Origin of the sequence: Methyloglobulus sp., assembly GCF_040079455.1 — a bacterium.
Lineage (GTDB): Bacteria > Pseudomonadota > Gammaproteobacteria > Methylococcales > Methylomonadaceae > Methyloglobulus.
The window spans coordinates 1-25764 of the sequence record NZ_JBEBKJ010000054.1 but is presented as its reverse complement, the minus strand read 5'-3'; the positions used below and the strand labels follow the sequence as shown (position 1 = coordinate 25764).

30 protein-coding genes and 1 pseudogene are annotated in these 25764 nt (G+C 45.7%); 16 read left to right on the top strand and 15 right to left on the bottom strand.

Annotated elements, in window-relative coordinates; genetic code table 11:
• Positions 1 to 235, top strand: a 235-nt coding sequence (locus ABL924_RS12150; RefSeq protein WP_349027358.1) for a hypothetical protein, incomplete at its 5' end; no start/stop codon positions are given.
• Between the two features lie 157 nt (positions 236 to 392).
• On the opposite strand, the gene parE is transcribed toward ABL924_RS12150, so the two are convergent.
• A complete protein-coding gene (gene parE / locus ABL924_RS12145; RefSeq protein ID WP_349027357.1) occupies positions 393 to 2285 on the bottom strand; it encodes a DNA topoisomerase IV subunit B in 1893 nt (630 codons plus the stop codon).
• 125 nt (positions 2286 to 2410) lie between these two features.
• On the opposite strand from parE, the gene ABL924_RS12140 reads away from it, so the two are divergent.
• The 6 genes from ABL924_RS12140 (at position 2411) to ABL924_RS12115 (ending at position 8365) form a co-directional block, all read left to right on the top strand.
• Positions 2411 to 3007 (top strand): hypothetical protein, encoded by a 597-nt coding sequence (locus tag ABL924_RS12140; protein ID WP_349027356.1) that lies wholly within the window; start codon positions 2411 to 2413, stop codon positions 3005 to 3007.
• Positions 3008 to 3074: 67 nt separating this feature from the next.
• The gene (locus ABL924_RS12135) at positions 3075 to 3806 is read left to right on the top strand and encodes a DUF5765 domain-containing protein (protein ID WP_349027355.1); all 732 of its coding nucleotides are present in this window, start codon (positions 3075 to 3077) and stop codon (positions 3804 to 3806) included.
• A 163-nt stretch (positions 3807 to 3969) separates the two neighbouring features.
• Positions 3970 to 4242, top strand: coding sequence for a transposase (locus ABL924_RS12130; protein ID WP_349027354.1), 273 nt, complete (start codon positions 3970 to 3972; stop codon positions 4240 to 4242).
• A 271-nt stretch (positions 4243 to 4513) separates the two neighbouring features.
• Positions 4514 to 6655 carry a sodium-translocating pyrophosphatase gene (locus ABL924_RS12125; protein ID WP_349027353.1) on the top strand — a complete coding sequence of 714 codons (2142 nt, stop codon included), beginning with the start codon at positions 4514 to 4516 and terminating at the stop codon, positions 6653 to 6655.
• Between the two features lie 367 nt (positions 6656 to 7022).
• The gene (ispH, locus tag ABL924_RS12120; protein WP_349027352.1) at positions 7023 to 7967 is read left to right on the top strand and encodes a 4-hydroxy-3-methylbut-2-enyl diphosphate reductase; all 945 of its coding nucleotides are present in this window, start codon (positions 7023 to 7025) and stop codon (positions 7965 to 7967) included.
• A gap of 2 nt (positions 7968 to 7969) precedes the next feature.
• Positions 7970 to 8365: a S4 domain-containing protein gene (locus tag ABL924_RS12115; protein ID WP_349027351.1), complete on the top strand. Its 396-nt coding sequence runs from the start codon at positions 7970 to 7972 to the stop codon at positions 8363 to 8365.
• A 209-nt stretch (positions 8366 to 8574) separates the two neighbouring features.
• Here ABL924_RS12115 and ABL924_RS12110 read toward each other — a convergent pair.
• Positions 8575 to 8685 (bottom strand): annotated as a pseudogene (locus ABL924_RS12110) (IS1595 family transposase); the annotation flags it as partial.
• Positions 8686 to 8977: 292 nt separating this feature from the next.
• Here ABL924_RS12110 and ABL924_RS12105 point away from each other — a divergent pair.
• Positions 8978 to 9577 carry an MBL fold metallo-hydrolase gene (locus ABL924_RS12105; RefSeq protein ID WP_349027350.1) on the top strand — a complete coding sequence of 200 codons (600 nt, stop codon included), beginning with the start codon at positions 8978 to 8980 and terminating at the stop codon, positions 9575 to 9577.
• 139 nt (positions 9578 to 9716) lie between these two features.
• On the top strand, positions 9717 to 9923 hold the full coding sequence (locus ABL924_RS12100) for a hypothetical protein (RefSeq protein WP_349027349.1): 207 nt from the start codon (positions 9717 to 9719) through the stop codon (positions 9921 to 9923).
• A 101-nt stretch (positions 9924 to 10024) separates the two neighbouring features.
• Here ABL924_RS12100 and rluB read toward each other — a convergent pair whose 3' ends face one another.
• Genes rluB through ABL924_RS12075 form a run of 5 tightly spaced genes read right to left on the bottom strand, consistent with a single transcriptional unit; the run spans position 10025 to position 13756 of the window.
• Positions 10025 to 10834, bottom strand: coding sequence for a 23S rRNA pseudouridine(2605) synthase RluB (gene rluB / locus ABL924_RS12095; protein ID WP_349027359.1), 810 nt, complete (start codon positions 10832 to 10834; stop codon positions 10025 to 10027).
• 4 nt (positions 10835 to 10838) lie between these two features.
• Positions 10839 to 11582: an SMC-Scp complex subunit ScpB gene (gene scpB / locus ABL924_RS12090; RefSeq protein WP_349027348.1), complete on the bottom strand. Its 744-nt coding sequence runs from the start codon at positions 11580 to 11582 to the stop codon at positions 10839 to 10841.
• Complete coding sequence (locus ABL924_RS12085; RefSeq protein ID WP_349027347.1) at positions 11539 to 12402, bottom strand: ScpA family protein; 864 nt, start codon at positions 12400 to 12402, stop codon at positions 11539 to 11541. Before ABL924_RS12085 ends, scpB begins: the two co-directional genes overlap by 44 nt.
• A gap of 56 nt (positions 12403 to 12458) precedes the next feature.
• Positions 12459 to 13121, bottom strand: a complete 663-nt coding sequence (locus ABL924_RS12080; protein WP_349027346.1) for a site-2 protease family protein — start codon at positions 13119 to 13121, stop codon at positions 12459 to 12461.
• Between the two features lie 14 nt (positions 13122 to 13135).
• Positions 13136 to 13756 (bottom strand): L-threonylcarbamoyladenylate synthase, encoded by a 621-nt coding sequence (locus ABL924_RS12075; protein WP_349027345.1) that lies wholly within the window; start codon positions 13754 to 13756, stop codon positions 13136 to 13138.
• Between the two features lie 177 nt (positions 13757 to 13933).
• Between ABL924_RS12075 and ABL924_RS12070 the strand changes: the two genes are divergently transcribed.
• Together ABL924_RS12070 and ABL924_RS12065 are read left to right on the top strand one after the other, a co-directional pair.
• Positions 13934 to 14356 carry a putative toxin-antitoxin system toxin component, PIN family gene (locus tag ABL924_RS12070; RefSeq protein ID WP_349027344.1) on the top strand — a complete coding sequence of 141 codons (423 nt, stop codon included), beginning with the start codon at positions 13934 to 13936 and terminating at the stop codon, positions 14354 to 14356.
• Positions 14353 to 14580, top strand: coding sequence for a toxin-antitoxin system HicB family antitoxin (locus tag ABL924_RS12065; RefSeq protein ID WP_349027343.1), 228 nt, complete (start codon positions 14353 to 14355; stop codon positions 14578 to 14580). The genes ABL924_RS12070 and ABL924_RS12065 overlap by 4 nt, the downstream gene beginning before the upstream one ends.
• A gap of 328 nt (positions 14581 to 14908) precedes the next feature.
• Here ABL924_RS12065 and ABL924_RS12060 read toward each other — a convergent pair whose 3' ends face one another.
• From ABL924_RS12060 to ABL924_RS12045, 4 genes are all read right to left on the bottom strand, one after another.
• A complete protein-coding gene (locus tag ABL924_RS12060) occupies positions 14909 to 15679 on the bottom strand; it encodes an SDR family NAD(P)-dependent oxidoreductase (protein WP_349027342.1) in 771 nt (256 codons plus the stop codon).
• A gap of 186 nt (positions 15680 to 15865) precedes the next feature.
• Complete coding sequence (locus ABL924_RS12055; protein ID WP_349027341.1) at positions 15866 to 16258, bottom strand: VOC family protein; 393 nt, start codon at positions 16256 to 16258, stop codon at positions 15866 to 15868.
• 102 nt (positions 16259 to 16360) lie between these two features.
• Entirely contained in the window at positions 16361 to 16825 is a 465-nt protein-coding gene (locus tag ABL924_RS12050; RefSeq protein ID WP_349027340.1) for a peroxiredoxin, read from the bottom strand.
• 60 nt (positions 16826 to 16885) lie between these two features.
• The gene (locus ABL924_RS12045; RefSeq protein WP_349027339.1) at positions 16886 to 17032 is read right to left on the bottom strand and encodes a hypothetical protein; all 147 of its coding nucleotides are present in this window, start codon (positions 17030 to 17032) and stop codon (positions 16886 to 16888) included.
• A 106-nt stretch (positions 17033 to 17138) separates the two neighbouring features.
• On the opposite strand from ABL924_RS12045, the gene galU reads away from it, so the two are divergent.
• On the top strand, positions 17139 to 18020 hold the full coding sequence (gene galU / locus ABL924_RS12040; protein ID WP_349027338.1) for a UTP--glucose-1-phosphate uridylyltransferase GalU: 882 nt from the start codon (positions 17139 to 17141) through the stop codon (positions 18018 to 18020).
• 162 nt (positions 18021 to 18182) lie between these two features.
• Here galU and ABL924_RS12035 read toward each other — a convergent pair whose 3' ends face one another.
• The 4 genes from ABL924_RS12035 to ABL924_RS12020 form a co-directional block, all read right to left on the bottom strand.
• Complete coding sequence (locus ABL924_RS12035) at positions 18183 to 18572, bottom strand: MAPEG family protein (protein ID WP_349027337.1); 390 nt, start codon at positions 18570 to 18572, stop codon at positions 18183 to 18185.
• Positions 18573 to 18815: 243 nt separating this feature from the next.
• Positions 18816 to 19793 carry a CDF family Co(II)/Ni(II) efflux transporter DmeF gene (gene dmeF, locus ABL924_RS12030; RefSeq protein WP_349027336.1) on the bottom strand — a complete coding sequence of 326 codons (978 nt, stop codon included), beginning with the start codon at positions 19791 to 19793 and terminating at the stop codon, positions 18816 to 18818.
• Between the two features lie 44 nt (positions 19794 to 19837).
• Positions 19838 to 20914, bottom strand: a complete 1077-nt coding sequence (locus ABL924_RS12025) for a copper resistance protein B (RefSeq protein ID WP_349027335.1) — start codon at positions 20912 to 20914, stop codon at positions 19838 to 19840.
• Positions 20911 to 22719: a copper resistance system multicopper oxidase gene (locus ABL924_RS12020; protein ID WP_349027334.1), complete on the bottom strand. Its 1809-nt coding sequence runs from the start codon at positions 22717 to 22719 to the stop codon at positions 20911 to 20913. Before ABL924_RS12020 ends, ABL924_RS12025 begins: the two co-directional genes overlap by 4 nt.
• A 293-nt stretch (positions 22720 to 23012) precedes the next feature.
• Between ABL924_RS12020 and ABL924_RS12015 the strand changes: the two genes are divergently transcribed.
• The 4 genes from ABL924_RS12015 to ABL924_RS12000 are packed head-to-tail and all read left to right on the top strand — an operon-like array spanning position 23013 to position 25581.
• Positions 23013 to 23225, top strand: a complete 213-nt coding sequence (locus tag ABL924_RS12015) for a (2Fe-2S)-binding protein (RefSeq protein ID WP_349027333.1) — start codon at positions 23013 to 23015, stop codon at positions 23223 to 23225.
• Positions 23226 to 23245: 20 nt separating this feature from the next.
• The gene (bfr, locus tag ABL924_RS12010; RefSeq protein WP_349027332.1) at positions 23246 to 23710 is read left to right on the top strand and encodes a bacterioferritin; all 465 of its coding nucleotides are present in this window, start codon (positions 23246 to 23248) and stop codon (positions 23708 to 23710) included.
• Between the two features lie 47 nt (positions 23711 to 23757).
• On the top strand, positions 23758 to 24765 hold the full coding sequence (locus tag ABL924_RS12005; RefSeq protein ID WP_349027331.1) for a rhodanese-related sulfurtransferase: 1008 nt from the start codon (positions 23758 to 23760) through the stop codon (positions 24763 to 24765).
• Positions 24766 to 24774: 9 nt separating this feature from the next.
• Entirely contained in the window at positions 24775 to 25581 is an 807-nt protein-coding gene (locus tag ABL924_RS12000) for a redoxin domain-containing protein (protein WP_349027330.1), read from the top strand.
• Positions 25582 to 25764: the final 183 nt, after the last annotated feature.

Here is a 25764-nt window from a genome sequence, read left to right as displayed (position 1 = left end):
CACGCCGCAAACAGCGCTTCGTGAAAACACACAGCACTATCGCTTCTGGGGACTAAAAATCTTCACTCCGCTAACGCTACGTTTCCAAGATTTTCAGCGATCGAATGGGTTGAAAATTCGTTACTCTGTTGCTTTATCCATGCGAACTTCACTGATGTTCCTTGGCAAAGTACGCGACCGCCTTTTTAACCTAAGGGCACGCAGTAATAGGTTACGCTCCTCGGTGTTATGGTAGTCAAATTTAAACGTAGGAGCAGACCTTGTGCCCTCCCTTTTTGGATACACACCCGACCTTTAGATATATCCCTGCCCTTGTACGTGCTAAGAGGCAACTACAGGGATTACCCCTACAACCATTGCAATGTGCCGATCTACCAGACAACCACTCGATTCTAAACAACATCAGCCAAATTTCCTTTAGTCTCCAGCCAAGTCTTTCGGTCTGGCGCACGCTTTTTAGCCAGCAACAGATCCAGTTGCCCACGGGTATCGTCACTTTGTTCAACGGTCAGTTGAATCAGCCTACGGGTATCAGGATTCATGGTGGTTTCCCGAAGTTGGGACGGATTCATTTCGCCCAAGCCCTTAAAGCGTTGTACCGAAATTGTGCCTTTTAACTTTTCCGCCTTGATGCGATCCAAAACACCCAGGCGCTCGGCTTCATCCAAAGCATAAAACACCCGCTTGCCAATATCAATCCGGTACAAGGGCGGCATGGCGACGTAAACATGGCCTGCGACAACCAGTGCATTGAAGTGCTGATAGAACAAAGCGCAAATCAAAGTTGCGATATGGCTACCGTCTGAATCGGCATCTGCCAGAATGCACACCTTGCCATAACGCAGATTTCGCAAATCATCGGAGCCGGGTTCTATACCTAAGGCGACCGCAATATCGTGAACTTCTTGCGATGCCATCACTTGATTGGATTCCACTTCCCAGGTATTCAATATCTTGCCACGTAATGGCATGATCGCCTGAAAATCACGCTCTCGTGCCTGCTTGGCTGAACCACCCGCCGAATCGCCCTCTACTAGAAACAACTCGGTTCTGGCAATATCCTGTGCTGAACAATCGGCTAATTTCCCAGGCAACGCAGGCCCCGCCGTAACGCGTTTGCGGATAATGGCTTTGTTAGCATGTAAGCGTTTTTGCGCGCTGTTGATAATGATTTCGGCGATTTTCTCGCCTTCATTTGGGTGCTGGTTTAGCCATAAGCTAAAGCCATCTTTGGCAACACCGGAAACAAAGGCGACACATTCCCTGGAACTTAGTCTTTCTTTGGTTTGGCCGGAAAACTGCGGGTCTTCGAGTTTAACCGACAACACATAATGGCAGTTTTCCCATACGTCTTCCGGCGCGACTTTAACGCCGCGCGGCAACAGGTTTCGTATCTCGCAAAATTCCCGCATGGCCTCGGTCAAGCCGGCGCGAAGACCATTAACGTGCGTCCCGCCTTGTATGGTAGGCACCAGATTGACATAACTTTCGGCAAGTGCTTCCAGCGGATTATCTACCGCCCAGATGATACCCCACTCTACCGCTTCATGATTGCCTGCCATATTCGCCATGAATGGCAGCTCAGGATAAAACTGAATATCGCCTATCCGATCCAGCAAGTATTCTTTCAAACCATCTTCATAACACCAAAAATAATCTTCATCAGTCTGGTCAACTTTCAAGCTGATTTTCAAACCAGGACAGAGTACCGCTTTAGCACGAAGTACATGCTTGAGTTTTAACACCGATACTTTATTAGAATCAAAATATTTTTCATTCGGCCAAAAAGTAATAGCCGTACCCGTATTATTTCGCCCAACAGTGCCGGTTTCTTTCAATTCTGTTTGCTTTTCGCCATCAGCAAAAGCCATAGCATAGAGCTTACCATTACGTTTGACTTCAACTTCCAGCTTGGCAGACAACGCATTCACAACTGAAATACCTACGCCATGCAGTCCGCCGGAAAACTGGTAATTTTTATTGGAGAATTTCCCGCCCGCATGGAGCTGCGTCATGATGACTTCCACGCCCGGAATGCCCTGCTCTGGGTGCATGTCTACCGGCATTCCACGGCCATTGTCGCTCACCTTCACAGATCCGTCTTTGTAGATAATCACATCAATCGTACTTGCGTGTCCGGCGATGGCTTCATCGACGCTGTTATCGACGACTTCCTGCACCAGATGATTAGGCCGAGTCGTATCGGTATACATGCCTGGACGCTTACGTACCGGTTCCAGTCCAGTCAATACCTCGATTGCTGATGCGTTATAGTCGTTGCTCATACTTTAATTATGATATTGTGTAATTGTTTATTCTGATTTTGAAAAAAATTATACTTACAATTTTTATGACTAATGATACCTGAAACTTTTCTTAGATGGTTTCACACTTTAGTCTAGCTAATATTATGAGAAAACTAATAGTATTTTATCTTTTTACCTTATCGATAATTTGTTACGCAGATAAATGGACGTTACCATCAGAAATTACAGCCACAAGTCCAGATGCACAATATTTTATTAAAGTTATTCCAGGTAATAATTATGGAAAATCTTATAGCTTTGAAGGAGCCAAGATTAATGGATACAATGCAGAAGCGTCTTTGTACAAAGTAATTGGTAAGAGTAAGTTTCGATTAAAATCTAAATTCTTCCTAAAAAATCCAGTTGCACCTGTCGATATTTACGTAAACAACCAAGGAAAAACTATCACTCTCGATAACTGGAGCAATTTAGGATATGGAGCTATTTGGGTAATTTACCAAACAGATGGCAAGGTTATTAAAGAATGGGGGCTTAAGGACTTATATTCTGATGCTGAAATTGATAAAATCCAACGTACGGTATCATCGATATGGTGGCGGTGTGATGAACCTAAACTAGATAGCAATACTAATAAATTCACAGTCAAAGGTGTATTAGAGCATGAGTTTTCTTTAGATCTGTCAATGAATACCTTAGAAGCTAGGAAACAAAAGAACGTCTGTAAAGATAGTCCATTTTAATAAATGACCTACATTTTTTTCTATTAATTATCAAATAATCATAAATTTTATTCAATACGGACTACCTATGTGTTTTAGTGCCAATATGTCGCTCGGTATGGGCGTGGTCGGTTTTGCCGCCGCCAGTGTAACTTTTCTCGATAAAGATGAAACCTTCTGGGTGAGGGCTGCGAGATCGTACGCCATCTTCCATTTCTCTTTAATGGAACTGATCCAATACTTTGCTTACCCCGTTGTCGACCAATGCGGGTATGGGACGAATTTGTTCTTGAGTGAATTGTCAACATACCACATAAGCTTACAAGCCTTCGCGATTATGCCTGCACTTGCGACCTATTCAACAGACAAGACGGCTCTGCTTAAAGCGACAATGATAGGCGCTACGCTCAGCACTATGTTCCTGATTTGTAGCTTCTTACCTAATGGGTGGCAGATTTTCGATGTCATGCCCAACTTCATCGGTAAAATGATTTCTTGCTTGTATATGGGCAAGTACCATATTGGTTATTCCATTTCCAGTGCATTCGGATTGTTTGTTACGCATGGCTCACTGTTCGGCTTGGCGTTAAGCGGCTTCCTCTGGAAGAACAACCAGAAGATGGCAAGTTACCACTTCATCATGGCAGTGTTGACTTTATTCATGCCACAATGGATTTTTGGCGTTACTACTGGCGAAGCAGCCGCCATGTATTGCTTCTTCTCCATCCCAATAACAGGCAGTTTTATGCCGTATTTTAAGCATTATTTTATTGCTCAGGATTTTGCTGACCAAAATGATCCTGTCATGGTTGGTAAATAATGTGTAGATGGCCGTTTTAGAAGAAAAACTGAGATGTAACTACGCAGTCAATTTTGGACGAGTTTCACCGTGATATAAGGAAAGAAGATGCTCCATAATCAAAGGGCTATGCGAGCGCCGCCAACCGTAACCACCTCAAACAACGCCAGCAAAATCGGGCATTATGCATAAGGTGGCACGCAACCGGCCGTTAACGGATCGGCAGAGACGGGCGAACAAACTGATCAGCAAAAAGCGCCACATCGTCGAGCAATGTTTCGGGACGATGAAGCGGCTATTCGGGATGGCCAGGGCGCGTTACTTGGGCACAGAAAAAGTCAACGCACAGATGCCGCTCAAAGAGCTGTCCATGAACTTGCTCAAGGCCGCCACAACAAGATCCCACCTGGAAAAACACCCCAACATAGCCACATTGCGCCCAGTGACGGGGCGATGAGCAAAAGACAGGGGGCTATCGCGGCAAGATCAGCCCTTAACATACATAATTGCTCAGCTATACGACTCGAAACTGACTAAATCCAATCTTATCACCTAATACTTCGCCTGGCTTTCGGTAGATTGGAAAATTTAATTGCACTAGGCTGGTTGTGCAGAGGTCTCATAGGTATAATCATCAATCCAAAAACCCTAACCATTTCGCACATATTTACCCGCCATACACCGCTAAATAAAAACTAATAACTATAATAACCAGAGGAGTGGAGACTATGTTGCTACCAACATCAGCATCAATTGTTATAGCCTTACTAATGGGCATCGCCGGAGTCGTATTTGTGCTTTGGCAATTAAAACGGGTTCTTGCTTATGACCAGGGCAATGAGCTCATGCGCGAGATTGGCGCTGCCATTCAGGAAGGCGCATCTGCTTTTCTGGCACGCGAATACCGTGTAATTGCGATTTTTGTAGCGATTGTCGCCACTGTTATTACCCTGTTCTTGCAGTGGCAAACGGCGTTTTGTTTTGTTTCTGGAGCGATTGCATCAGCTGGAGCTGGTTATCTGGGCATGTATGTGGCTGTACGCGCCAATACCCGCACTGCTTCCGCCGCCAGTCGTGGCTTGCATGAGGGCTTACGCGTTGCCTTTGGCAGTGGTGCGATTATGGGCATGTCTGTTGTCAGCTTTAGCCTTATTGGTATGACGTTGTTGTTTCTGGTGTTTAACGGCGACCCTAATCAGCTAACTTATATTACCGGATTTGGTTTTGGTGCCAGCAGTATTGCCCTGTTTGCCAGGGTTGGTGGTGGCATTTTTACCAAAGCTGCCGATGTCGGTGCTGATTTGGTGGGCAAGATTGAGAAAGGCATCCCAGAAGATGACCCTCGCAATCCTGCGGTGATTGCCGACAATGTGGGTGACAATGTCGGCGATGTTGCAGGTATGGGTGCGGATTTGTTTGAAAGCTATAGTGGCTCAATTATTGCCGCCGCCACTTTGGGCGCAGCATTGGGCAAAGGCTCTACGGTTGCATTTATTGGCTTGCCTTTTCTGGTGGCTGCTGTCGGTGTTATCTCCAGTCTGTTTGGAATCTATATGGTGATTGGCAAGGATCGGGATGAAAGCGAATTAGCCGGTATAGTCGCCAATGCATCACTTGTCTCAAAGTGTGTTCGTTATCTTAGCCAATTCGTAGCAAAAATTGACGAAAACGCCACTTTAGAAGACTTATTGACTGCGCTGCGCCGTTCCGTTTGGGGTGCGTCTGTGATTGTTTTAGGCCTGACTTTGTTGGCTGTGTTGCTGTCGGGCTTACATTTTAATTATTGGCTGGTTATTGTGGTGGGCTTAGTAGCTGGAAATGCAATCGCTTACGTAACGGAATACTTCACCTCCTATACCGAAAAACCGACATTGGCTATTGCCAAGGCCACCCAAACGGGAGCAGCAACCACTATCATACAAGGATTAGCCGTGGGCATGATGAGTACAGCATTGCCTGTGCTTATCACCGCATTTGCCATCCTTATTAGCATATGGCTAGGGCATAAAGCCGATGGTACTCTTGCTGCTGGATTATACGCAGTGGCATTGGCAGGTGTTGGCATGTTAAGCACCTTGGGTGTCACCTTAGCAACTGATGCTTACGGCCCCGTTGCCGATAACGCAGGCGGTATTGCGGAAATGAGCCATCTACCTAAAGAAGTTAGACATCGCACCGATGCTTTAGATAGCTTAGGTAACACCACTGCCGCGACTGGCAAGGGCTTTGCGATTGGATCTGCCGTTTTGACCGCATTAGCATTGATTGCAGCTTATGTTACCGCCGCCAAAATAGAAAGTTTAGACATCCTCGGCCCTACCATGTTGCCAGGATTATTGATAGGCGCGATGATGCCGTACCTCTTTTCTGCCCTGACCATGATGGCCGTAGGTAAAGCTGCTCATGAAATTGTGCTGGAAGTAAGACGGCAATTCCGTGAAATCCCTGGCTTGATGGAAGGCACAGGCAAGCCGGATTACAAAGCCTGTGTGGGCATAAGCACCGAAAGTGCATTGCGTGAGATGATCGTGCCTGGTGCTTTGGCAGTCATCGTACCGATTGTGGTCGGCCATGTACTGGGCAAAGAAGCGTTGGCTGGGCTGTTGGTCGGCACCTTATTGTCAGGCTTTTTGCTGGCGGTCATGATGGCGAACGCTGGCGGCGCATGGGATAACGCGAAAAAATACATCGAAACTGGAGAATACGGCGGCAAAGGCTCAGACTCACACAAAGCCGCCGTCGTTGGCGATACAGTTGGCGACCCATTCAAAGATACCAGCGGCCCGTCCTTGAATATCTTGATTAAGTTGATGACCATAGTAAGTCTAGTGTTTGCTGGGTCCTTTGGATCTGGATGGCTAAATTTTTAAGTGCTAGTAGGGGCAACCTCACTGCTATTATGTTAAGAAATACGGAGTCAAAAAACATGTTTTTTGATCCCTTATAAGCAGCGAATGCCGGAATGCAAACCTAGATTTGTACTCCAGGTGAAAGAAGTTCTGAGCTATTGACTTAATGACAGTGAAGGACAGCCTATGGTTGCCCCTACAATCCCTACAGCTTCATTCTTGTGTTTTAGCATTAAGAAACACGTCGGCAACCACAATGTAATAATGATTGCCCTTACCGAAACCACCCAGGAAAATCATTTAAATTGCCAATCCTAACGGAATCATCGTATCTAACACGATGTTGAGTTAAAATAGCCACAACTAACTAAACCTAAGAAATATAGCCATGCAAATCATACTCGCTAACCCTCGTGGATTCTGTGCCGGTGTTGACCGCGCCATTGATATTGTCGACCAAGCTCTTGAAACCTTTGGCGCACCTATCTATGTCCGGCATGAAGTCGTGCATAACCGCACCGTTGTTGACGGTTTGAAAGAAAAAGGCGCTATTTTTATTGAAGACATCTCCGATGTACCCGTAGGTTCTTACCTCATTTTCAGCGCTCACGGCGTATCCAAACAGGTTCAAAAAGAAGCTGTTGAACGAAATCTAACCGTTTTTGATGCAACCTGCCCTCTCGTTACCAAAGTGCATTTGCAAGTAGCCAAACACGCAAAATCTGATCGTGAAGTCATCTTGATCGGTCATGCGGGGCATCCAGAAGTGGAAGGTACGATGGGGCAATATGATAAGTGTTCAAAAAATGGCGGTATTTATCTGGTAGAAACGCCAGCGGATGTTGCTAATTTGAAAGTTAATAACCCCGATAACCTGGCTTATGTCACCCAAACCACCTTATCTATGACGGATACCAAAGTGATGGTTGACGCATTGAGAAAGCGTTTTACCTCTATCCAAGAACAGAAAAAGGACGATATTTGCTATGCCACCCAAAACCGGCAAGATGCGGTTTATGACTTATCCAAAACAGCCGATACCATATTGGTTGTTGGTTCGCCCAATAGCTCCAACTCCAACCGCTTGCGGGAAATCGCTGAACAATTAGGGAAACCCGCTTACCTGATAGACACCGCCAAGGATATGCAAAGAGACTGGTTTGCCAACAGCAAAGTGGTCGGCGTGACAGCTGGGGCTTCCGCACCCGAAGTTCTGGTGCAGGAAGTGATTGACCAATTGAAGGCGTGGGGCGGACATACTGCTGTCGAACTCAAAGGCATTGAGGAAAAAGTCGTATTCTCCTTACCCAGAGGATTGAAAAAAACCGCTTAACCGTGCCAACAGACGTTGATGCTATCCGGCTGGACAAATGGCTGTGGGCTGCTCGGTTTTATAAATCACGCAGCTTGGCAACAGATGCCATCAACGGCGGCAAAGTCCACGTAAATGGGCAGCGCACCAAAGCCGCAAAAGAAATCAAAATTGGTGCAGAAATCACCATCAGCAAAAACAGCTATAGCTGGGATATAACCGTTACCGCTCTTACCGCTCAACGGCGCTCAACTAAGGATGCCGTATTGCTTTACCAAGAAGCACCAGAAAGCCATGCCAAACGGCAACTACAAATCCAATCTGAACGCGAACAAAAAGAATTGCTTGGTTTTTCTGGGATAGACCACAAACCGAATAAAAAAGAACGTCGTTTGATCCATCGTTTTAAGCAAGAATAACTAAAAAAGCCGCAATTTGTACTTTTTTAGCATACCCTTATCCTCTAGCGAAAAACTCCCAAGGACGAACGCATGAAAGCAGTCCAAAACTACCTCGGCAAAATAAACCAGCTTTATATGATGGGCATTTCCCGTGAACCCAGCTACTGTGAAGCCTTACAGACATTGTTGGAAATTTTACTACCCGCGTCGGAGAACAACGAAATAGACGGCCAGTGCCATTTAAACAGCGCCTCAATGCACTGGTTTTCGGTGTCATACTCTTTGAATAGCTCAATCAAGCTATAACCGGACTGAAGTTGCACTTTATTTTTTAACATGACTCCATATCCTTTAATGTATTATCCTTTTTGAGGCGCATTTGACTATAAAGTTGCGGATATTCATACATAATCAGGTAGACAAGAGCCAATCAGTGAACAGGTTTGAAACGTATAATAACCATGCCTGGATACCGTCCTTCCATCGAAATTTAATTTCTTTTCCATGTAATGTTTTCATCCAAGGGCACATCAAATAAAAGTGAAAACAAGGTTCTAGTAATATTTCACACAAGGGTGAATGATCGTCAATAAATGTATAATACTATTCAGCCAAGGCGGAGTTAACGATTTGAAACAATTACACAGAAAAGATTTGTTTGGCTGGTCGGAGTTTAACCCTGAACGCAACCTAGATTTTCACAGCGTGCTTTGGGTACGAATAAACGGCAACGTGCTAATCGACCCTTTGCCGCTATCGGCGCATGACCAAAATCATTTGCGACAATTGGGCGGGGCAAAGTTTATCGTTATCACCAATAGCGATCATTGCCGTGATGCTTTTCATATTGCCAAGGTAATAGGCGCTAGTATTTACGGTCCAGCACGTGAGCAAGAGAGTTTCCCAATCACTTGCCAACATTGGCTGCACGATAAGGAAGAGATTGTTCCTGGACTAGTTGCTTATCAACTGAATGGCTCAAAAACCCCAGGTGAACTAGTATTGGTTTTGGAACAAAACACCTTGATTACCGGCGATTTAATCCGCTCTCATATCGGTGGAGAACTGTGTTTGTTACCGGAAACAAAACTTAGCGATGTTACTCAGGCCAAGCAATCTGTAAAACGAATGGCTGATTTACCAGATATTAAAACTGTGTTGGTAGGCGATGGCTGGCCTTTATTTAATCAAGGTGGTGAAGCTCTTAAGGACTTGGCGAACTCATTATAGTAGAATGAGGCTGGCACTTTTTCTCAAGTTTGATGTCTGATGCCGTGTTGCTTGATTAAGTTATTCAACATTGAGATACTCAAGCTGTTTTTCAACTAAACTTATTTTCAGATAGACTGAAATTTGAGGTTATATGAATATGAATGTAATTGATTTACGTGAAAAATTACGTCGATCTCCCCGTAAGCAAAGGCAGGTAGAACTTAGCTTGGATGAACGTCGCAAGGCTGAACGTCGCGCACTGGCTGCTGAATCTGGTCAAACTGAATCTGACGTACAACGAATTTGGTTAACGCCAGGGGAAAGGACTTTAATAGAAGATCTGTACCTACTGGATGAAAAGTAACCGATTTTTTTTGGTTAAATCCGACCGTTAGCCGTAGACCACTTCAATTTGAGGGTTTGATATTTGTAGTTTCAAGCTAACTTCGTGCGAGACAGGACTTTTTACTTTTCCGGTTTGCTGGGCGTGTGAGTTTTTTCACTCGACATTCCGGCAAACTCAAAAAGCAACGCAAGTTCTTTAGCATCCAGTTCATGAAAAGAATGGGCTTTTAATCGTTCTGGCAATACCACTGGCCCATAACGTACCCGCATCAGGCGGCTGACAACAATATCCTGCGATTCCCATAAACGCCTGACCAGCCGATTGCGGCCTTCTTTAACGGTCACGTAATACCATTTATTAGCGCCTTCGCCTGCATAGAAGCGAATGTCATCAAACTTGGCTAGTCCATCCTCAAGTTCTACGCCTTGCTTAAGCCTTGCTATGGTAGCATCAGGGATTTCACCCAAAAGCCGTACCGCATATTCGCGTTCCACTTGGGTGGACGGGTGCATCAGTTTATTAGCCAATTCGCCGTTATTGGTAACCAACAATAAGCCTGACGTGTTGATGTCAAGACGGCCTACCGCTATCCATCTCGATGCGTTTAAACTCGGCAATTGGGTGAAAACAACCGGACGGCCTTCGGGATCACGGCGGGTTACAACTTCCCCGACTGGTTTGTGGTACAGCAAGACCCGCGTAGGCTGGATGGTGAATTTTTCCCACAAAACAACGCGGTCGTTGATGGTCAAATAATCACCAGCTTTGATGCGCGTACCCAAAGTTACCGTAACGCCCTTGATTTTCAACCGACCTTCGGTTATCCAACCCTCAATTTCCCGCCTTGAGCCAATACCGCCACGGGCCAACACTTTTTGGATACGCTCGCCCAGATCGATATCGCTGCTGTCGATTATTCTTGACGTAATCGGCTCAGACGGCTGTGGTCTCGCCAAGTTCCTCGCCAAGTTCCTCGCCAAGTTCCTCGCCAATGTCTTCTTGGTTGTCGGTGGTTGTTTGGGCGAATTCGTCTTGCTCGTTGGGGGTTTGTTTTTCACTCTCTTCCTGTAATATGTATTGCGAGTTATCTACCGACAAATCAAGATCTTGTATCTCTTGTAAAGTCGGTAGATCGTTTAGGGTGGTAACATTAAAATAATCTAAAAATTGTTTGGTCGTGCCGTATAAACCCGGACGGCCTGGCGCTTCCTTATGGGCGACAACCTTTATCCAGTCGCGCTCCAACAGCGTTTGGATAATACTGCTGCTGACACCCACGCCGCGAATGTCCTCAATTTCACCGCGGGTTACGGGTTGGCGATAAGCGATGATTGCCAAAGTCTCTAACAAAGCACGGGAATAACGGGGCGGTTTTTCCTCAAACAAGCGCGATACCCATCGGGACAGTTCCTGCCGCACTTGAAAACGATAACCACTGGCAACGTGCTTTAATTCGATGGGTCGGTCACGGTAATCTTCGGTGATGGACTCGATTGCGCCGAGTATTTCAATAAGTTCGGGTTGTTCTATTTCAGGGAACACTTGCTGAATCTGCTTTACCGTCATTGGACGGTTAGCAGCAAAAATGATGGCTTCAACGATGCGTTTTATTTCCATGTTGACATCCAGGATCTCAATGACCGGATCCGCTTGCGCTACTTGCACAATTTCCGCCATTTCCACCAAGGGCGGCTGCGCCGGCGGTTCTAATTCGCAGCTCACTGAAGGGCTCGGACTGGAAGATGTCAATGAGACGCTCTTTGCTGAGCTCGAGAATGGCCAGAAACGAGACGACGACCCCTTGTCGTCCTTCTTTTCTGGCGAAAAGTTGCGAAAAAAGGAGACTATCCGCTCCTTTAAGGTTTTCCAAAATGGCTGACATTCGTTCACGGACAGATAAAGGCTCTTTAGTGATGTGATGATGGCTGAGTTGCTCAACCCGTTTCAAGACATCCTGGAATGCCAACAGCATTTCATTTAACTGGATGTCAGGCAGTACTTGTTCGATATTCAATTTGGAGACATCAACGACGGCAGCAAAAATATCGCGCTCCAACCGTGGCATCAGGTCGATTTCCTCGGCAACGCTTTTAATGCACTCGTATTCCTGTAATCTGCGTATCAACGTCGCCCTGGGGTCTTCTTCCTCGTCTTCCGACTCCGATTGCCTGGGCAGTAACATTCTGGACTTTATTTCGGCCAGCACCGCCGCCATCACCAGGTATTCTGCCGCCAATTCCATTTTCATAGTCCCCATCACTTGAATATAAGCAATGTACTGATGCGTAATCTGCGCTATCGGTATGTTGATAATGTCAACATTTTGCCGCCTTATCAAGTACAGCAATAAATCCAACGGCCCTTCAAATAGCTCAAGGAACACCTCCAGCGCATCCGGCGGTATATATAAGTCTTCCGGTAACTGGTTGAACGGCGCACCATTTACGATGGCGTAGGCTTGCGATCCAGCAGATCGTTCAACATAATTTTCAAGCATATTCATTGGATTATTCTAACAAATAAGGCAATGGCTTACCGTATACTCACCAGGATTTAGTTTAATCCAGCAATTGAAAAAAACAGGTTTTGGGCAAAATACATGGGGTAAGCGAGTATGGCATTCAGGACTTGCGTGTAAAGCAATATCAGCAAAATAATGAATCCGTACCGTTCCAGCTTGTTATATTGCCAAGCCAAGCGATGCGGCAAAATACCTGTCAGAACTCGGCTACCGTCTAAAGGTGGTATGGGTAACAGGTTGATTAATGCTAACACAAGATTAATTGAAATACCGGCAATGCCTGTGTAAATCAGAGGTAAAGAAACATTTTCTGCGCTTGCGCCTATCGTTACGCCGATACGGGCGAGCAAAGCCCAACCTATCGCCATAAGGACATTTGAAATAGGCCCTGCTAGGGCGACAATAGCCATGTCATGAAGGGGCTTTTTAAAATTACGCGCATCGACAGGTACGGGCTTAGCCCAGCCAAAAATAAATCCAGTCCCTGTAAGTAGCAATAGCCCTGGAATAATGATGGTGCCTAACCAGTCGATATGCTTGACGGGGTTTAAGGTTAAACGCCCCTGCGCTGCAGCAGTGTTATCGCCGTACTTTTTTGCAACCCAACCGTGTGCCACTTCATGCACAGTAATTGCAAAAATGACTGGCAATATCCAGACGGCTATCCGTTGCACCATCGTTAATTCATCCATCATGATTGTTATTCCTGTTAATCCAGCATGGGGGCTTGGCCTTTGCCTTGCCTGACGATTTCGGGGGCGTGGTCGGTAAATGCGATGATCGTGGTTTCTTCGTAAGGTATCACGCCGGCATCTATGACCAGATCCAATTCATATTCCAGCCGTTCGCGGATTTCGTAAGGGTCAATCAAGCCTTCATCGTCCCCAGGCAATATCAATGTGGAGCTGAATAAAGGTTCTTGCAGTTCTTTGACCAATAATTGTGCAATGGGGTGGTCGGGAATGCGGATACCTATGGTTTTTTTGTTGGGATGTTGCAACCGGCGCGGCACTTCACGGGTCGCATCCAGAATAAAGGTGAACGGCCCAGGCGTTAAAGCCTTAATCAGGCGATGGGCATTGTTGCCAATCTTGGTAAACGTGGAGACCTGGGTCAAATCATTACAAATCAAGGTAAAATCGTGTTTGTCGTCCAATTGCCGGATACGGCGTATTTTGTCCAACGCTTGTTTGTCGCCTATGTGACAAGCCAACGCGTAAGACGAATCGGTTGGATAAGCAATCACCCCGCCCTTTTGTATGATTTCCACCGCACGATGAATTAAGCGTAGTTGCGGATTTTCAGGGTGGATTGCGAAAAACTGAGCCATTCAGGGTGATAAAATAACGATTGTGACCGCGATTATAACCCACATCGGCAATTAAGTAGGGCGCGTTTTATGCACCAAGTACAAGGCTTGAAACAAGTTTTTTACCATTCTCACACTCTTCGTAGGAACGATGCAACTTTAAAACCCTAATGGTATCAAACATGCTACCATTTAAGCATGATAATTGTTGTTGACACCAATATTTTTGTCGGTGCTTGCATGGGTTCGGCTTCATCCTCAGAGGTGATTGCCGCCTGCTTAAGTGAACGACATACGCCGCTGATGGGCGCGGCGTTGTTTGCAGAATACTGCGATGTCGTTAACCGTGAAGAACTCTTTAAGGCCTATCATTTGAGCAAAGAAGATCGCAACGAATTGCTGGACATTTTCTTCGGCGCATGTCGATGGACAGACATCTATTTCGGCTGGCGCCCTAACCTTAAAGACGAAGGCGACAATCATTTAATCGAATTGGCGGTCGCAGGCCATGCAAACTGTATTGTGTCGCGCAATATTAAAGACTTAACAAAGGCCGAATTGCTTTTCCCCGATATTTTACTGCTAACACCCGAAGCGTTTTTACAAAGAGGTAATGTATGAGTGCGCTAACCTTAAGATTGTCTGACCAAAAACACCAACGCTTAAAAGCCCTTGCCAAAAGTAAAGGCGTAAGCGTGAACTATCTGCTGGATGAAGTCACCACCCTCATCCTGGTCGAATTTGACTTAAAGACACAGTTCGATCTCCGCGCCCAACGTGGAAAAGGCAAAGCCGAACGCGGGCAGGAATTGCTTGCCAAGGCTAAGGCTTTTTCTCCCGAATAGTATGTAGATGGGCTGAGCGATAGCAATGCCTTTATGCCCTTTGGGGCAACATTATGCGGCTTCTATATGTTGGGCTTCAGCCCATACGAGCTACGCGGACTAATCAATTAACCTTATCCTTTGATATGTATTTAGTTCCATCAAAATGGTACAAAGCATCTTTAGCTGGGATTATTTTCCCAGTGTCATAATCTTTTTCTGTGCCGAACGCGGGACGGGGTTTGAACCCCGTCACATACGTTTTGTTTGTGTTGTCATTCCTGAACCAGACTGAAACGCTACGAACGGGGCAACATGCCTCGTCCGGCGGATGTTGTACTTCAAAAAATCAACGCAAAAACCTACCACCACTAATATCAATCAACGCCCCATTGATATGCGACGACATATCGCTGGCAAGGAACAGCACAGAGCTGGCGACCTCTTCCGCCATTGTATTGCGTCCGAGCGGGGTTTGCTTACGGTAGTTTTCCAGCATTTCCGGGGTTGAATGGATTTCGTGGTGTTGGGTTTCCACTGTGCCAGGCATGACGGAGTTGGTGCGGACGTGCGGGGCGAGTTCTTTAGCCAGGGTGTGGGTGAACACCATCAGGCCGCCTTTGGGTGCGGCGTAAGCCCCTGCGCCGTTGGCACCGCCCGTTTGTACGGACAAGGACAGCAAGTTCACAATGCGTCCGCTACCGGTATTCCGTAAGTGAGGGATGGCGCGTTTGGTGACCAAAAACGCACTGGTCAGGTTTATATCCAGCGATTTTTGCCAGTTGGCTAAGCTAGTTTCTTCGATTTTGGCGCGTTTGACCAAGCCACCGCTGTTGTTGACCAAGATGTCCAGCCGTCCGGTTTCTGCAACCAGCTTATCAACCACTGCATTGGCTTGGGCTTCGTCAGTCAAGTCGGCGGGGAGCAGCAGGGATTTGATATTAAGTGCGGTTAATTCCGCAGACAGGCTTTCGGCGGCCTCTCTGCTGCTATGGTAGTTAAGTCCGATAAACGCGCCAGCCTGACCTAATGCCAATGCACACGCCCGGCCTATGCCGACGGCGGCACCGCTAATCAGGGCGACTTTGCCCGTTAAATTCAATGTCTGTTCAGGTATCATGTTGATTTCCTAAAGTTACTTAATGGAATTCCTATTAACATCTTCTCCTATCAATCAATGCCGTAACTCCCTCTCGTTGTGGGAGAGGGGCGGGGTGAAGGGATAACAAAGGCAAATGCTGTTAAATCGCCCTCATCCCAGCCTTCTCCCAAAGGGAGAAGGAGGCTGTAAGATTGTAGATTGGGATTACGACAATGTTTCGCCCGCAAAATTAAGTTCTATCTTGATGCCGACGGGATCATTCAAAAAAATTTGCGTCATTTCCCTATCCGCCAAAGACCGTTGTTCCAGCGTATACTGGACTTGTTGAATATCCAGATCACGCTTGAATTGTGCGAGTCCATTGCACGCAAAAGCCACATGGTTAAAATGGATTTTGTCGGATTCATTCATATAGTCTTCGGTAACAGATAAGTGAATAACGGGCGTATTGCCTGCGTACAACCACGCACCATCGCGCTTAGATGCGGAGCGAAAGCCCGATTTTAAATCCAGTACATCCTCATAAAAGGCCTTAACCTTGGGCAGTTGTTCTGCGGTAACTTCAATGTTGATGTGGTTTATTCCTGTGACTGCCATAAATTCCTATCTTACGTAACTTGCTAATATTAATGTTCAAAAAAGGAGTCCTGACTAAGTCCTTCGACAAGCTCAGGACGAACGGCAAGGAGTTCTCCTAATTTACAAAGCTTTTATTTTTTCCAGCACCGCCTGGGCATGGCCTTCATGGTTAACTCCGTACTCAACATCAACCAACTTGCCTTGCTTATCAATGATGAAAGTTGACCGTAAGATCGCCATGCTTTTCACGCCGTTTTTCTCACGTTCCCGCCAGACATTGTACAGTTCACACAACTCCCCCGACGTATCTGCCAATAAATCCACTTTCAGGCCGAATTTGTCGATAAACGCGGTATGACTTTCGCAAGAATCTTTGCTTACGCCGATTACGACCGTATCCAGCGCAGCAAATTCGCTTGCCATCGCGGTAAAATCATTGGCTTCTATGGTGCAACCGGGGGTGTCGTCTTTGGGATAGAAGTAGAGGACGACATTCTTTTGCCCCAAATAATCGGCTAAGCTGACGATTTGGTTGTTTTGATTGAATGATCTGAAATTGGGTGCTGGCTGTTGATTTGCTAACATAAAAATCTCCTCAAGGTAGTTTGGCAGTTGATATTATTATCCACGCACAGACGAGAAGTGCTAATCCCATGATAGATAGCTGGTGGCAGAAAGTCCAGCCATAACGCCCGTCAGAAAAAAGAATTTTTCTCTGATAATCGCTAACGCCATATTAAACTGAAAAAAACTGCTATCTTTGCTATTAACTTGGTCAAAAAGACTAATCAATAGTATGAATGTTAAAATAATCAGCATGGTCAGCTTCACATTGTAGTTGATAGCCCTATGAGATCATCAAATAAACCCTCTTTATCTGTCACTTAGGAAGACATTAATGACTAAAAAAATTACCAAAGTAGTTTTCCCCGTTGCTGGTTTAGGCACACGCTTTTTGCCGGCAACCAAGGCCGTCCCCAAGGAAATGCTGCCCATTGTTGATAAGCCGCTAATGCAATATGCCGTCGAAGAATCCATTGCGGCCGGTATTGACACGATGATTTTTATTACTGGGCGTAGTAAAAATTCCATTATGGATCATTACGATAAGGCTTACGAGATGGAAAAGGAACTCGAAGCCAGAAATAAAACCGAAATCCTCAACCTGCTGCGTAGTATTATTCCGCCCCATATCAAGTGCGTATTTATCCGCCAACCTGAGGCATTGGGCTTAGGCCATGCCGTTTATTGCGCCCTGCCAGCCGTCGGCGACGAGCCGTTTGCCGTCATCTTGCCGGATGACTTAATCGAAGATGGCGAACGCGGCTGCATGAAGCAAATGGTTGATCTATACGCACAAACCCAAGTTTCAATACTAGGTGTAGAGCGGGTTGACCCTTCGGAAACCGACAAATACGGCATCGTCAGGACCGGCGAAAGCAAAGGCTCTTATGCGCCCATCGAACATATCGTTGAAAAGCCCAAACCTGATGTCGCACCATCAAACTTGGCCGTCGTAGGCCGTTACATCCTGAATCCTGGCATTTTTGAAAAAATCAAAAACACCGGACGAGGTGCAGGCGGTGAAATCCAACTAACTGATGCCATCGCCGATTTAATGAAAGACGAACAAGTTTTGGCTTACGAATTCGGCGGAAAACGTTACGACTGTGGCGCAAAACTGGGCTTTTTAGTGGCAAACGTAGAGTACGGACTGCTGCACAAAGAGCTGAAAAATGACTTCAAGGCTTACTTGAAGGATTTGGCAAATAAGCTATAAATCTTGTAATTCAAGCTTAATCTGGCAATTACTGGTTATTACAAGTATTTGTCAGGTTAAGCCCAAATTGCAACTTGATCTATAGATTGACCCTCCTTGATATTACGAAGAACCCCAAATGCAAACTGACGCGCCACTTAGTGCCTTGGTCGCTTGCCTATTTCATGCACTAAACATTTTGTATAATGTGTAAAAAATGTTAGCTGATGCCAATCCGATGATTGTAAAGAAAGTCACTTGCATTCCAAGTACCCGGTATCCAAGGTTTTCAGACAACAAGCCCTTTGCGTGAATTACACGCCCAATAATAATGGCAATACCACCGACATGCATAAACCAGACATTCGCCCCGCTAAGCTCCAACAATATCAGCAAGATAAGCGTTATCGGAATGTATTCAGTAGTATTGCCTTGCGCTCGGATTGCATTTTGAAGCTGAGCTACACCGCCATCACCCAAGATAACCTTGTTTGCACGACGTAATTTGATGACGTTAAACGATAGCCAAACGATCAATAAAGCCAAAATTCCTGCATATAATGCACTAATCATAAGTCCTTCCAGAAGCATCTAAGTTGGTGTAAGCTTACAAATGTAGGCTGTAAATGAGTAAAAACCAACAACCCGCGCTATAAAATGTTTGGCTTCGTGCCTTCCCATAACCTATAAATATCCAACAGACGAGATTATTCTCGATTAAAATGGATTTTGTATGGTGACATTTACAACCCTCACCCTAGCTCTCTCCCAGAGGGAGAGCGTAGCGAGGGTGGCGGGGATTTTTTGGAGATGCCCTTAACTCGGCTTACCTTCATCATCACAACCCTTAGCCCGACACTGGTGTACTTCCACGGTAATATGGGCAAGCCTAAGCTTGTCATTATGTTGCTTCAAGGTTTGAGACTGCATTAGTAAGCTTTTGTAATAATCCGGTGCTTTAGGATGGTGCGAAACCACTGAGATAATTGCCGCAAAATGGTCTGGCCCTACGCGCCAGACATGCAAATCGGCGATCCGGTTATCGGCATCGTTTTCGATGATGTCTTTTATCGCCGTTTTGTGTTTTAAGGCAATACTTTCGTCAAGCAAGACTGGGCTGGTTTCCTTCAGCAATGAAAATGACCATTGCGAGATAATCAGCGCACCGACTATGCCCATGACCGGATCAAGCCAGTTCCAGCCGTAATATTTGCCGGAAAATAAGGCGATTATCGCAAGTACGGAGGTTAACGCATCGGCTAATACATGAAAATAAGCAGCCTTAAGGTTATGGTCGTGATGATGTTCATGATGGTGATCATGTGAATGCCCGTGTTGATGCGAATCTTTAAGTAATAAAGCACAAACAAAATTGATAAATAGGCCGAAACCGGCAACCATCAGGGCATGGTCGAATTGGATAATGCGTGGCGTAAGAAGCCGTTCCCCAGATTCAACCGCCATCATCAGTGCAACCACACCCAGGGCAACAGAACTGGCAAAGCCGCCCAATACGCCGACTTTGCCGCTGCTGAACGCAAAGGTCTGGTCGTGGGCATGCTTTCTGGAATAGCGGTACGCGTATAAGGCAATCATAAAAGCGGCGACGTGCGTCCCCATATGCCAGCCATCGGCCAGTAATGCCATCGAGCCGAACACTATACCCGCGCTAATTTCCAGGATCATGGTCAACAAGGTAAGCACTAAGACTAAGCGCGTCCTGCGTTCGCCTTTTTTGTTGATGACCGCGAAGTTGTGATCATGTTGTAAACGGTTGAGAATATCAGTGTGCATGGTGTTCGATTATCGTCTTTTGATGATTATCAGAAAAGTTCTCACTAAAACCAAAAATGTACCCCGGCAACAAACCGAGTTTCCTCGGATTTATTGCCGCCTGCGCGGATAACATCAGCAGCTGCACCAAAAGTGCTAGCCCATTCTATGCCAATATAAGGTGCAAATTCCCGTTTGATTTCATAACGTAAACGCAAACCTGCCTCTATATTAGATAAACCACTGCTAACTAAACGAGGGAGATCGTTTTGGCTATAAAAGTTCATTTCGATGCGGGGTTGTAGGATAAGTTTCTGGGTAATCAGTAAATCATATTCCGTTTCGATACGGAATGCCGTGCGGCCTTCTTCGCCAACGTACCCGGTCGCTTCTATGTAAATCCAATAAGGTGCAAAGCCTTGTATACCAAAAGCGCCCCAAACTCGGTCAGTTCCTAAGCCACTATCGACACGAACGCCAAGTTGAGTATCCCAAAAAGCGGTTAGGGCGTGCCCCCAAAGCGCTTCATTGCGATTGTTTTTGAATATACCTTGGTCGATTTCGCCTTCAGCCCTAATGACTAACTTATCATAGTCTTGCCCGTACCAAGCCTGCCAGTCGTAAATCATGGAAAAATCATCCCGTACGTTAACGGCTTCCAAACGATCAACAATAAATGAACCTAGATAGTGTGAATCCCCCATTACTGGTTTCGATAAGCCACTAAAATCGAGACCATCAGTGTAGGCATGGGGATCGCGTTTTTCAAATAGCATTTTGCTGTGTTTATTTCCCCTCACCCAACCCTCTCCCTCTGGAGAGGGCTTTTCAGTGCCAATAGTATCGTAGCGCATCATTTTGGAATGATCCATGCTTTGGTGGTCATGGCCTGGCATCATGTCCATGTTGTTTGATTCAGACATTTCTGCCCAGGCATTTGCAGACAAAGTGACAAGCAATACGAAGGCAATTTTCACAAAAACATTAAGGAATGTCTTATTATGTCCTTCGACAAAGCTCTCCTGAGCATAGTTGAGGTATTCGGGACGAAAGACAATGCTTTCATTCCGTTCGTGGTGAGCTGGTCGAGCCATGAACGGAATGAACTCATCGCCCTGATATTTCTTGAGTAAAAAACTCAAGACACCACCACTTCCCTAAACATACCCGCGTGCATGTGGTAGAACAAATGACAATGCCACGGCCAGCGTCCAAGCGCATCGGCGGTGACCAAAAAAGTGACGCGCTGTGCAGGTTGTACGACTATTGTATGTTTACGCGCCTGAAACTGCCCGTCAGCCGTTTCAAGTTCGCTCCACATACCGTGTAAATGGATAGGGTGCGTCATCATAGTGTCATTAACTAGGATTACCCGCAAACGTTCGCCATACCGGAAATGTATCGGCTTGGCTTCATTATATTCCAAGCCATCGAATGACCAGGTATAACGTTGCATATTGCCAGTCAAATGAAGTTCAATCTCCCGCGTTGGCGGTCTGGCATCAAGCGTTCCGCCTGTCGTGTGCAAATCGGCGTAAGTCAAAACTCGTCTGCCATTATTCCTTAAGCCGATACCTGGGTCATCCAGGTTAGTACGTGGCGTATCGACCCGCATATCGACGCTGGCACCAAATTCTGTGCTGGCATGATGGACTTGGATACTTTTCTTGCTGGCAGTTTTGACATCATTCATGCCAGTCATATCGTGCATACTGTGTTCCATCTTGCTCATTTGCTCAGGTGTCATATTGCTATGACCCATGGCTGCCATTCCGTGATCCATGCCCGCCATTTCATGATCCATAGCCCCCATCATATCTTCCATCGTCAACGGTTCTGCTTTGTCTAACGCAGGTACAGCTGTTTTTAAGCCTGCTTGCGTTGCCAACGTGCCGCGCACATAGCCGGTACGATCCATAGACTGTGCGAAAATGGTATAAGCGTTGTCTTCCGGTGTGACAATCACATCGTACGTTTCTGCCAAGCCTATACGGAACTCATCGACTTCTACCGGATCAATATTTTGCCCGTCCGCCGATACCACAGTCATTTTTAGCCCAGGAATTCGCACGTCAAAAAACGATTGTGCAGAGGCATTGATAAATCGTAAGCGGACTTTTTCACCTAGCTTGAATAAGCCTAACCAGTTATCTTCGCTGTTATGACCATTCACAAGATAAGTGTAAGTCGATGCGGAAATATCCGACAAATCGGTCCGGTTCATCCGCATCATGTTCCACATGTGGCGCTTTTCAACAGTCGAACCTAGTCCTTCATCCGCCACATCTCGGAAAAAATCGACGACCGTGGGCTGGTTATGGTTGTAGTAAGCGCTTTCCTTTTTGAGCTTGGCAAACACAGCCATCGGAGCTTCATCCGTCCAATCGGACATTAACACCACATAATCACGATCAGATTGGATGGATTCAGGTTTCGCCGGATCAATAACGATAGCGCCATACAATCCCGTTTGCTCCTGCATCTCGGAATGCGAGTGATACCAGTAAGTGCCGGACTGCTGCACCTTGAAACGGTAAGTGAAAGTTTCCCCTGGCGCGATACCGTTGAAGCTGATTTTCGGCGCACCATCCATCTGATAAGGCAAAATAATGCCATGCCAGTGCAAGGAGGTTTCTTCGGAAAGCAGATTTTTAACCCGTAAGGTGACAGTATCGCCTTCGCGCCAGTGCAAAGTCGGACCTGGTACAGTGCTGTTAATGGTCGTGGCGTGCTTCTCTGTGCCGCTGATATTGACTAGCGTATGGGCGATGGTCAGGTCAAATTCTGTACCGCTCAGTACCGGAACGGCTTGAGCATTTGCCTGTGCTTTTGCTGGCTTGATATAAGGCAGTGTAGCTATCAGGACGCAACTGTTAAACAAGCCTTTAAGGAATTTTCGGCGCGAACGGCTGGCTAAAGACTTAAGGCGATTTGTTGTGGAGGTCATTAGTTATTTATATCTAGGCTTAAAAAGCCATTAAATCTTTATAGAACAGTTGGTTAAATTCATTCCTATGGCCCCTTTAAATAGAGTAGACTTTACCGAAGTTAGACAAAATGATCCAATTATAGTGTTATTACATAGCTGACCTGAGTTTTTATGGAGAATTAAATTATGCATCTATGAAAACCTTTTGCCAATTTTGTGACAAGACTATCAAAAATAGTTATTAGCCTATCTTGACTTTTTAATGAGAATTGTTATCATTAGCGTAACACTTAGCTATTCAGGAAATTCTCATGTACGTATGCGTTTGCAAGGCAGTAACGGATACCCAAATTAAGCAAGCCATCAACGAGGGCTTGGGTTCTCGGCGTGAGCTGTTTAAATGCTTGGGCGTAGGTGGTAGCTGCGGCAAGTGCAATCCGCACGTTAAAGAATTGCTGAATGACCACAGCCGCAATCAATCCTTGATGCAAAATAACGTAAATCCCTCTATACTCGCAGCTTAATCAGCGAGCGAGATAGACCGATGAAAGGCGACCCTAAAGTTATAGCATTCCTCAATACAGCCCTGACCAATGAACTGACAGCGGTCAATCAATACTTCCTCCATGCCAGGATGTACAAGAACTGGGGCTTTAGCAAGCTCAATGAGAAGGAATACCACGAATCCATCGACGAGATGAAACATGCAGACCAGTTGATCGAGCGCATCCTGTTTCTTGAGGGATTGCCTAATCTGCAAAACCTCGGCAAACTTATGATCGGTGAAAATCCAGAAGAAATGTTGCGTTGCGATTTAAAGCTGGAACTTGAAGCCATTCCGCCACTCAGAGAAGCCATCGCCTACTGCGAACAGGTCAAAGATTATATATCCCGCGAAGTTTTTCAACATATCCTTGAAAACGAAGAAGAGCATGTTGATTGGTTGGAGACACAGTTTGAGTTAATTGGTAAGATTGGCATCCAAAATTACCTGCAATCGCAAGTTTGAGCTGAAAGCACTCTCGATTTCACCGTTTTATTTAGATTCACTGAGTTATGTCCAAAATTGTTGTCTGCGCCCTGTATAAATTCGTTGCTTTGCCCGATTATCAACAATTACGGCAGCCTTTGTTTGATGTCATGGAAAGCAACCAAGTCAGGGGAACTCTCCTGCTTGCCCGTGAAGGCATCAACGGCACAATTGCAGGCTCACGAATTGCAATTGACAATACACTGAATTGGTTAATATCTAATCCTCGCTTGGCTGAGATTGACTGCAAAGAATCTTTCACCGACATTCCACCCTTCAGCCGCACCAAAGTTAAGCTCAAAAACGAGATAGTCACGATGGGCATCGAAGGCATCGACCCTAAACAGGTCGTGGGTACTTATGTTGATCCTAAAGATTGGAACGGGTTGATTTCGGATCCTGAAGTCCTGCTCATCGACACGCGCAACGATTACGAATATCAGGTCGGTACTTTTCAAAATGCCATCAACCCAAATACCGAGAGTTTCCGCGAGTTTCCCCAGTACGTAAAAGATCATCTGGATCCAGTAAAACACAAAAAAGTTGCTATGTTTTGCACTGGCGGCATTCGCTGTGAAAAATCAACCGCTTACCTTAAGGAGCAGGGCTTTGAAGAAGTCTACCATCTCAAAGGCGGCATTCTAAAGTATCTTGAAGAAGTACCTGAACAAGAAACCTTATGGCAAGGTGAATGTTTTGTTTTTGACGAACGGGTAACGGTTAACCTCAAGCTGGCAAAAGGCGGTTACGACCAGTGCAACGCTTGTCGTATGCCGATCACCGAGATTGACAAAGCCAGTGATACCTACGAAAAAGGCGTTAGTTGCCCACATTGTTACAACAAAAAGTCACCAGAACAAAAATTGCGTTTTGCTGAGCGAGAAAAACAGATTGAATTGGCTAAACAACGCGGGGAAGCCCACATTGGTTCAGATGCTGCCAAAGAGTTAATAGCCAAACGAGAAGCCAAGTTACAGCGCAGACAACAAGCGGCAGAGCAACTACATTTGTTAACTTCGTCCAAGGCTATTTAGCCAAACGTCTTGATAAAACCAAGTATCGGCCAGAAAGCACCGTTATTTTCGGTATCCGAGTGGGTTCAAGGTGAGCCGACTAATTTCAATCAACTTACTGGCAAAGTCGTCTTGCTGGAAGTCTTTCAGGTCAATTGCCCCGGCTGTTTCCTATACGCCCTGCCGCAAGCGATAGACTTGCACCAACGCTATTCAAGCGAAGGCCTATCGGTGCTAGGCATAGCTACAGCATTTGAAGATTTCGATAAAAACACCCTGGAAAATTTGCTTAGGCTGGTTAAAACCCAAGAGGTTATAGGAGAAACACTGTACACTCTAAACCAACACGGCATCTTAATAGATGGGCGTTTACCTTTTAGTATCCCTTTTCCTTTAGCGATGGATTATTTGGTAAAGAGCGAAATTGGGGTAAGTGAAGATAAAATCACTGCCTTTATTGAAAAACATATCCCAGATTTTGGGCAAAAAGCCAATACGTACCAAGAAAACGTCAGGCAACAAGTCCGTGTTTATCTGCAAAAACTGGAATATCACGCCCAGACTTTTGAACTATTTAATCTAAAAGGAACGCCCTCTCACATTTTGGTGGATAAAAAAGGCATACTCCGAAGCTGTACCTTTGGTTCGCATCCAGACTTGGAAAAACACGTGCAAAACTTATTGCAGGAATCAGCAATTTTTGCAAATGGTGTTGAAATAATACGAAAATTCCCTTCTTTACAGCGACTTGGCAACCAAGAAGGTGAAGCGCAAAAGCGAGGTGACCAAGAACGACATGCTGCGGCAGATGCTCAAGGCCTGCCCAGAACTAACTGAAATACCGCTACGTGTTGGCGGACAGCTGGTTTCCCGCGCAAGAGAACTTAGGCGTAGTACGCCAAGCACTCGACAAGCACTTTATGAAATGGTTTAATTAAACAGGACACTTCTAGAGGCAGATTTATAATGTCATTAGAGGTGACCATGAATATGAATAACATTCAAACGAAACGACCAAAC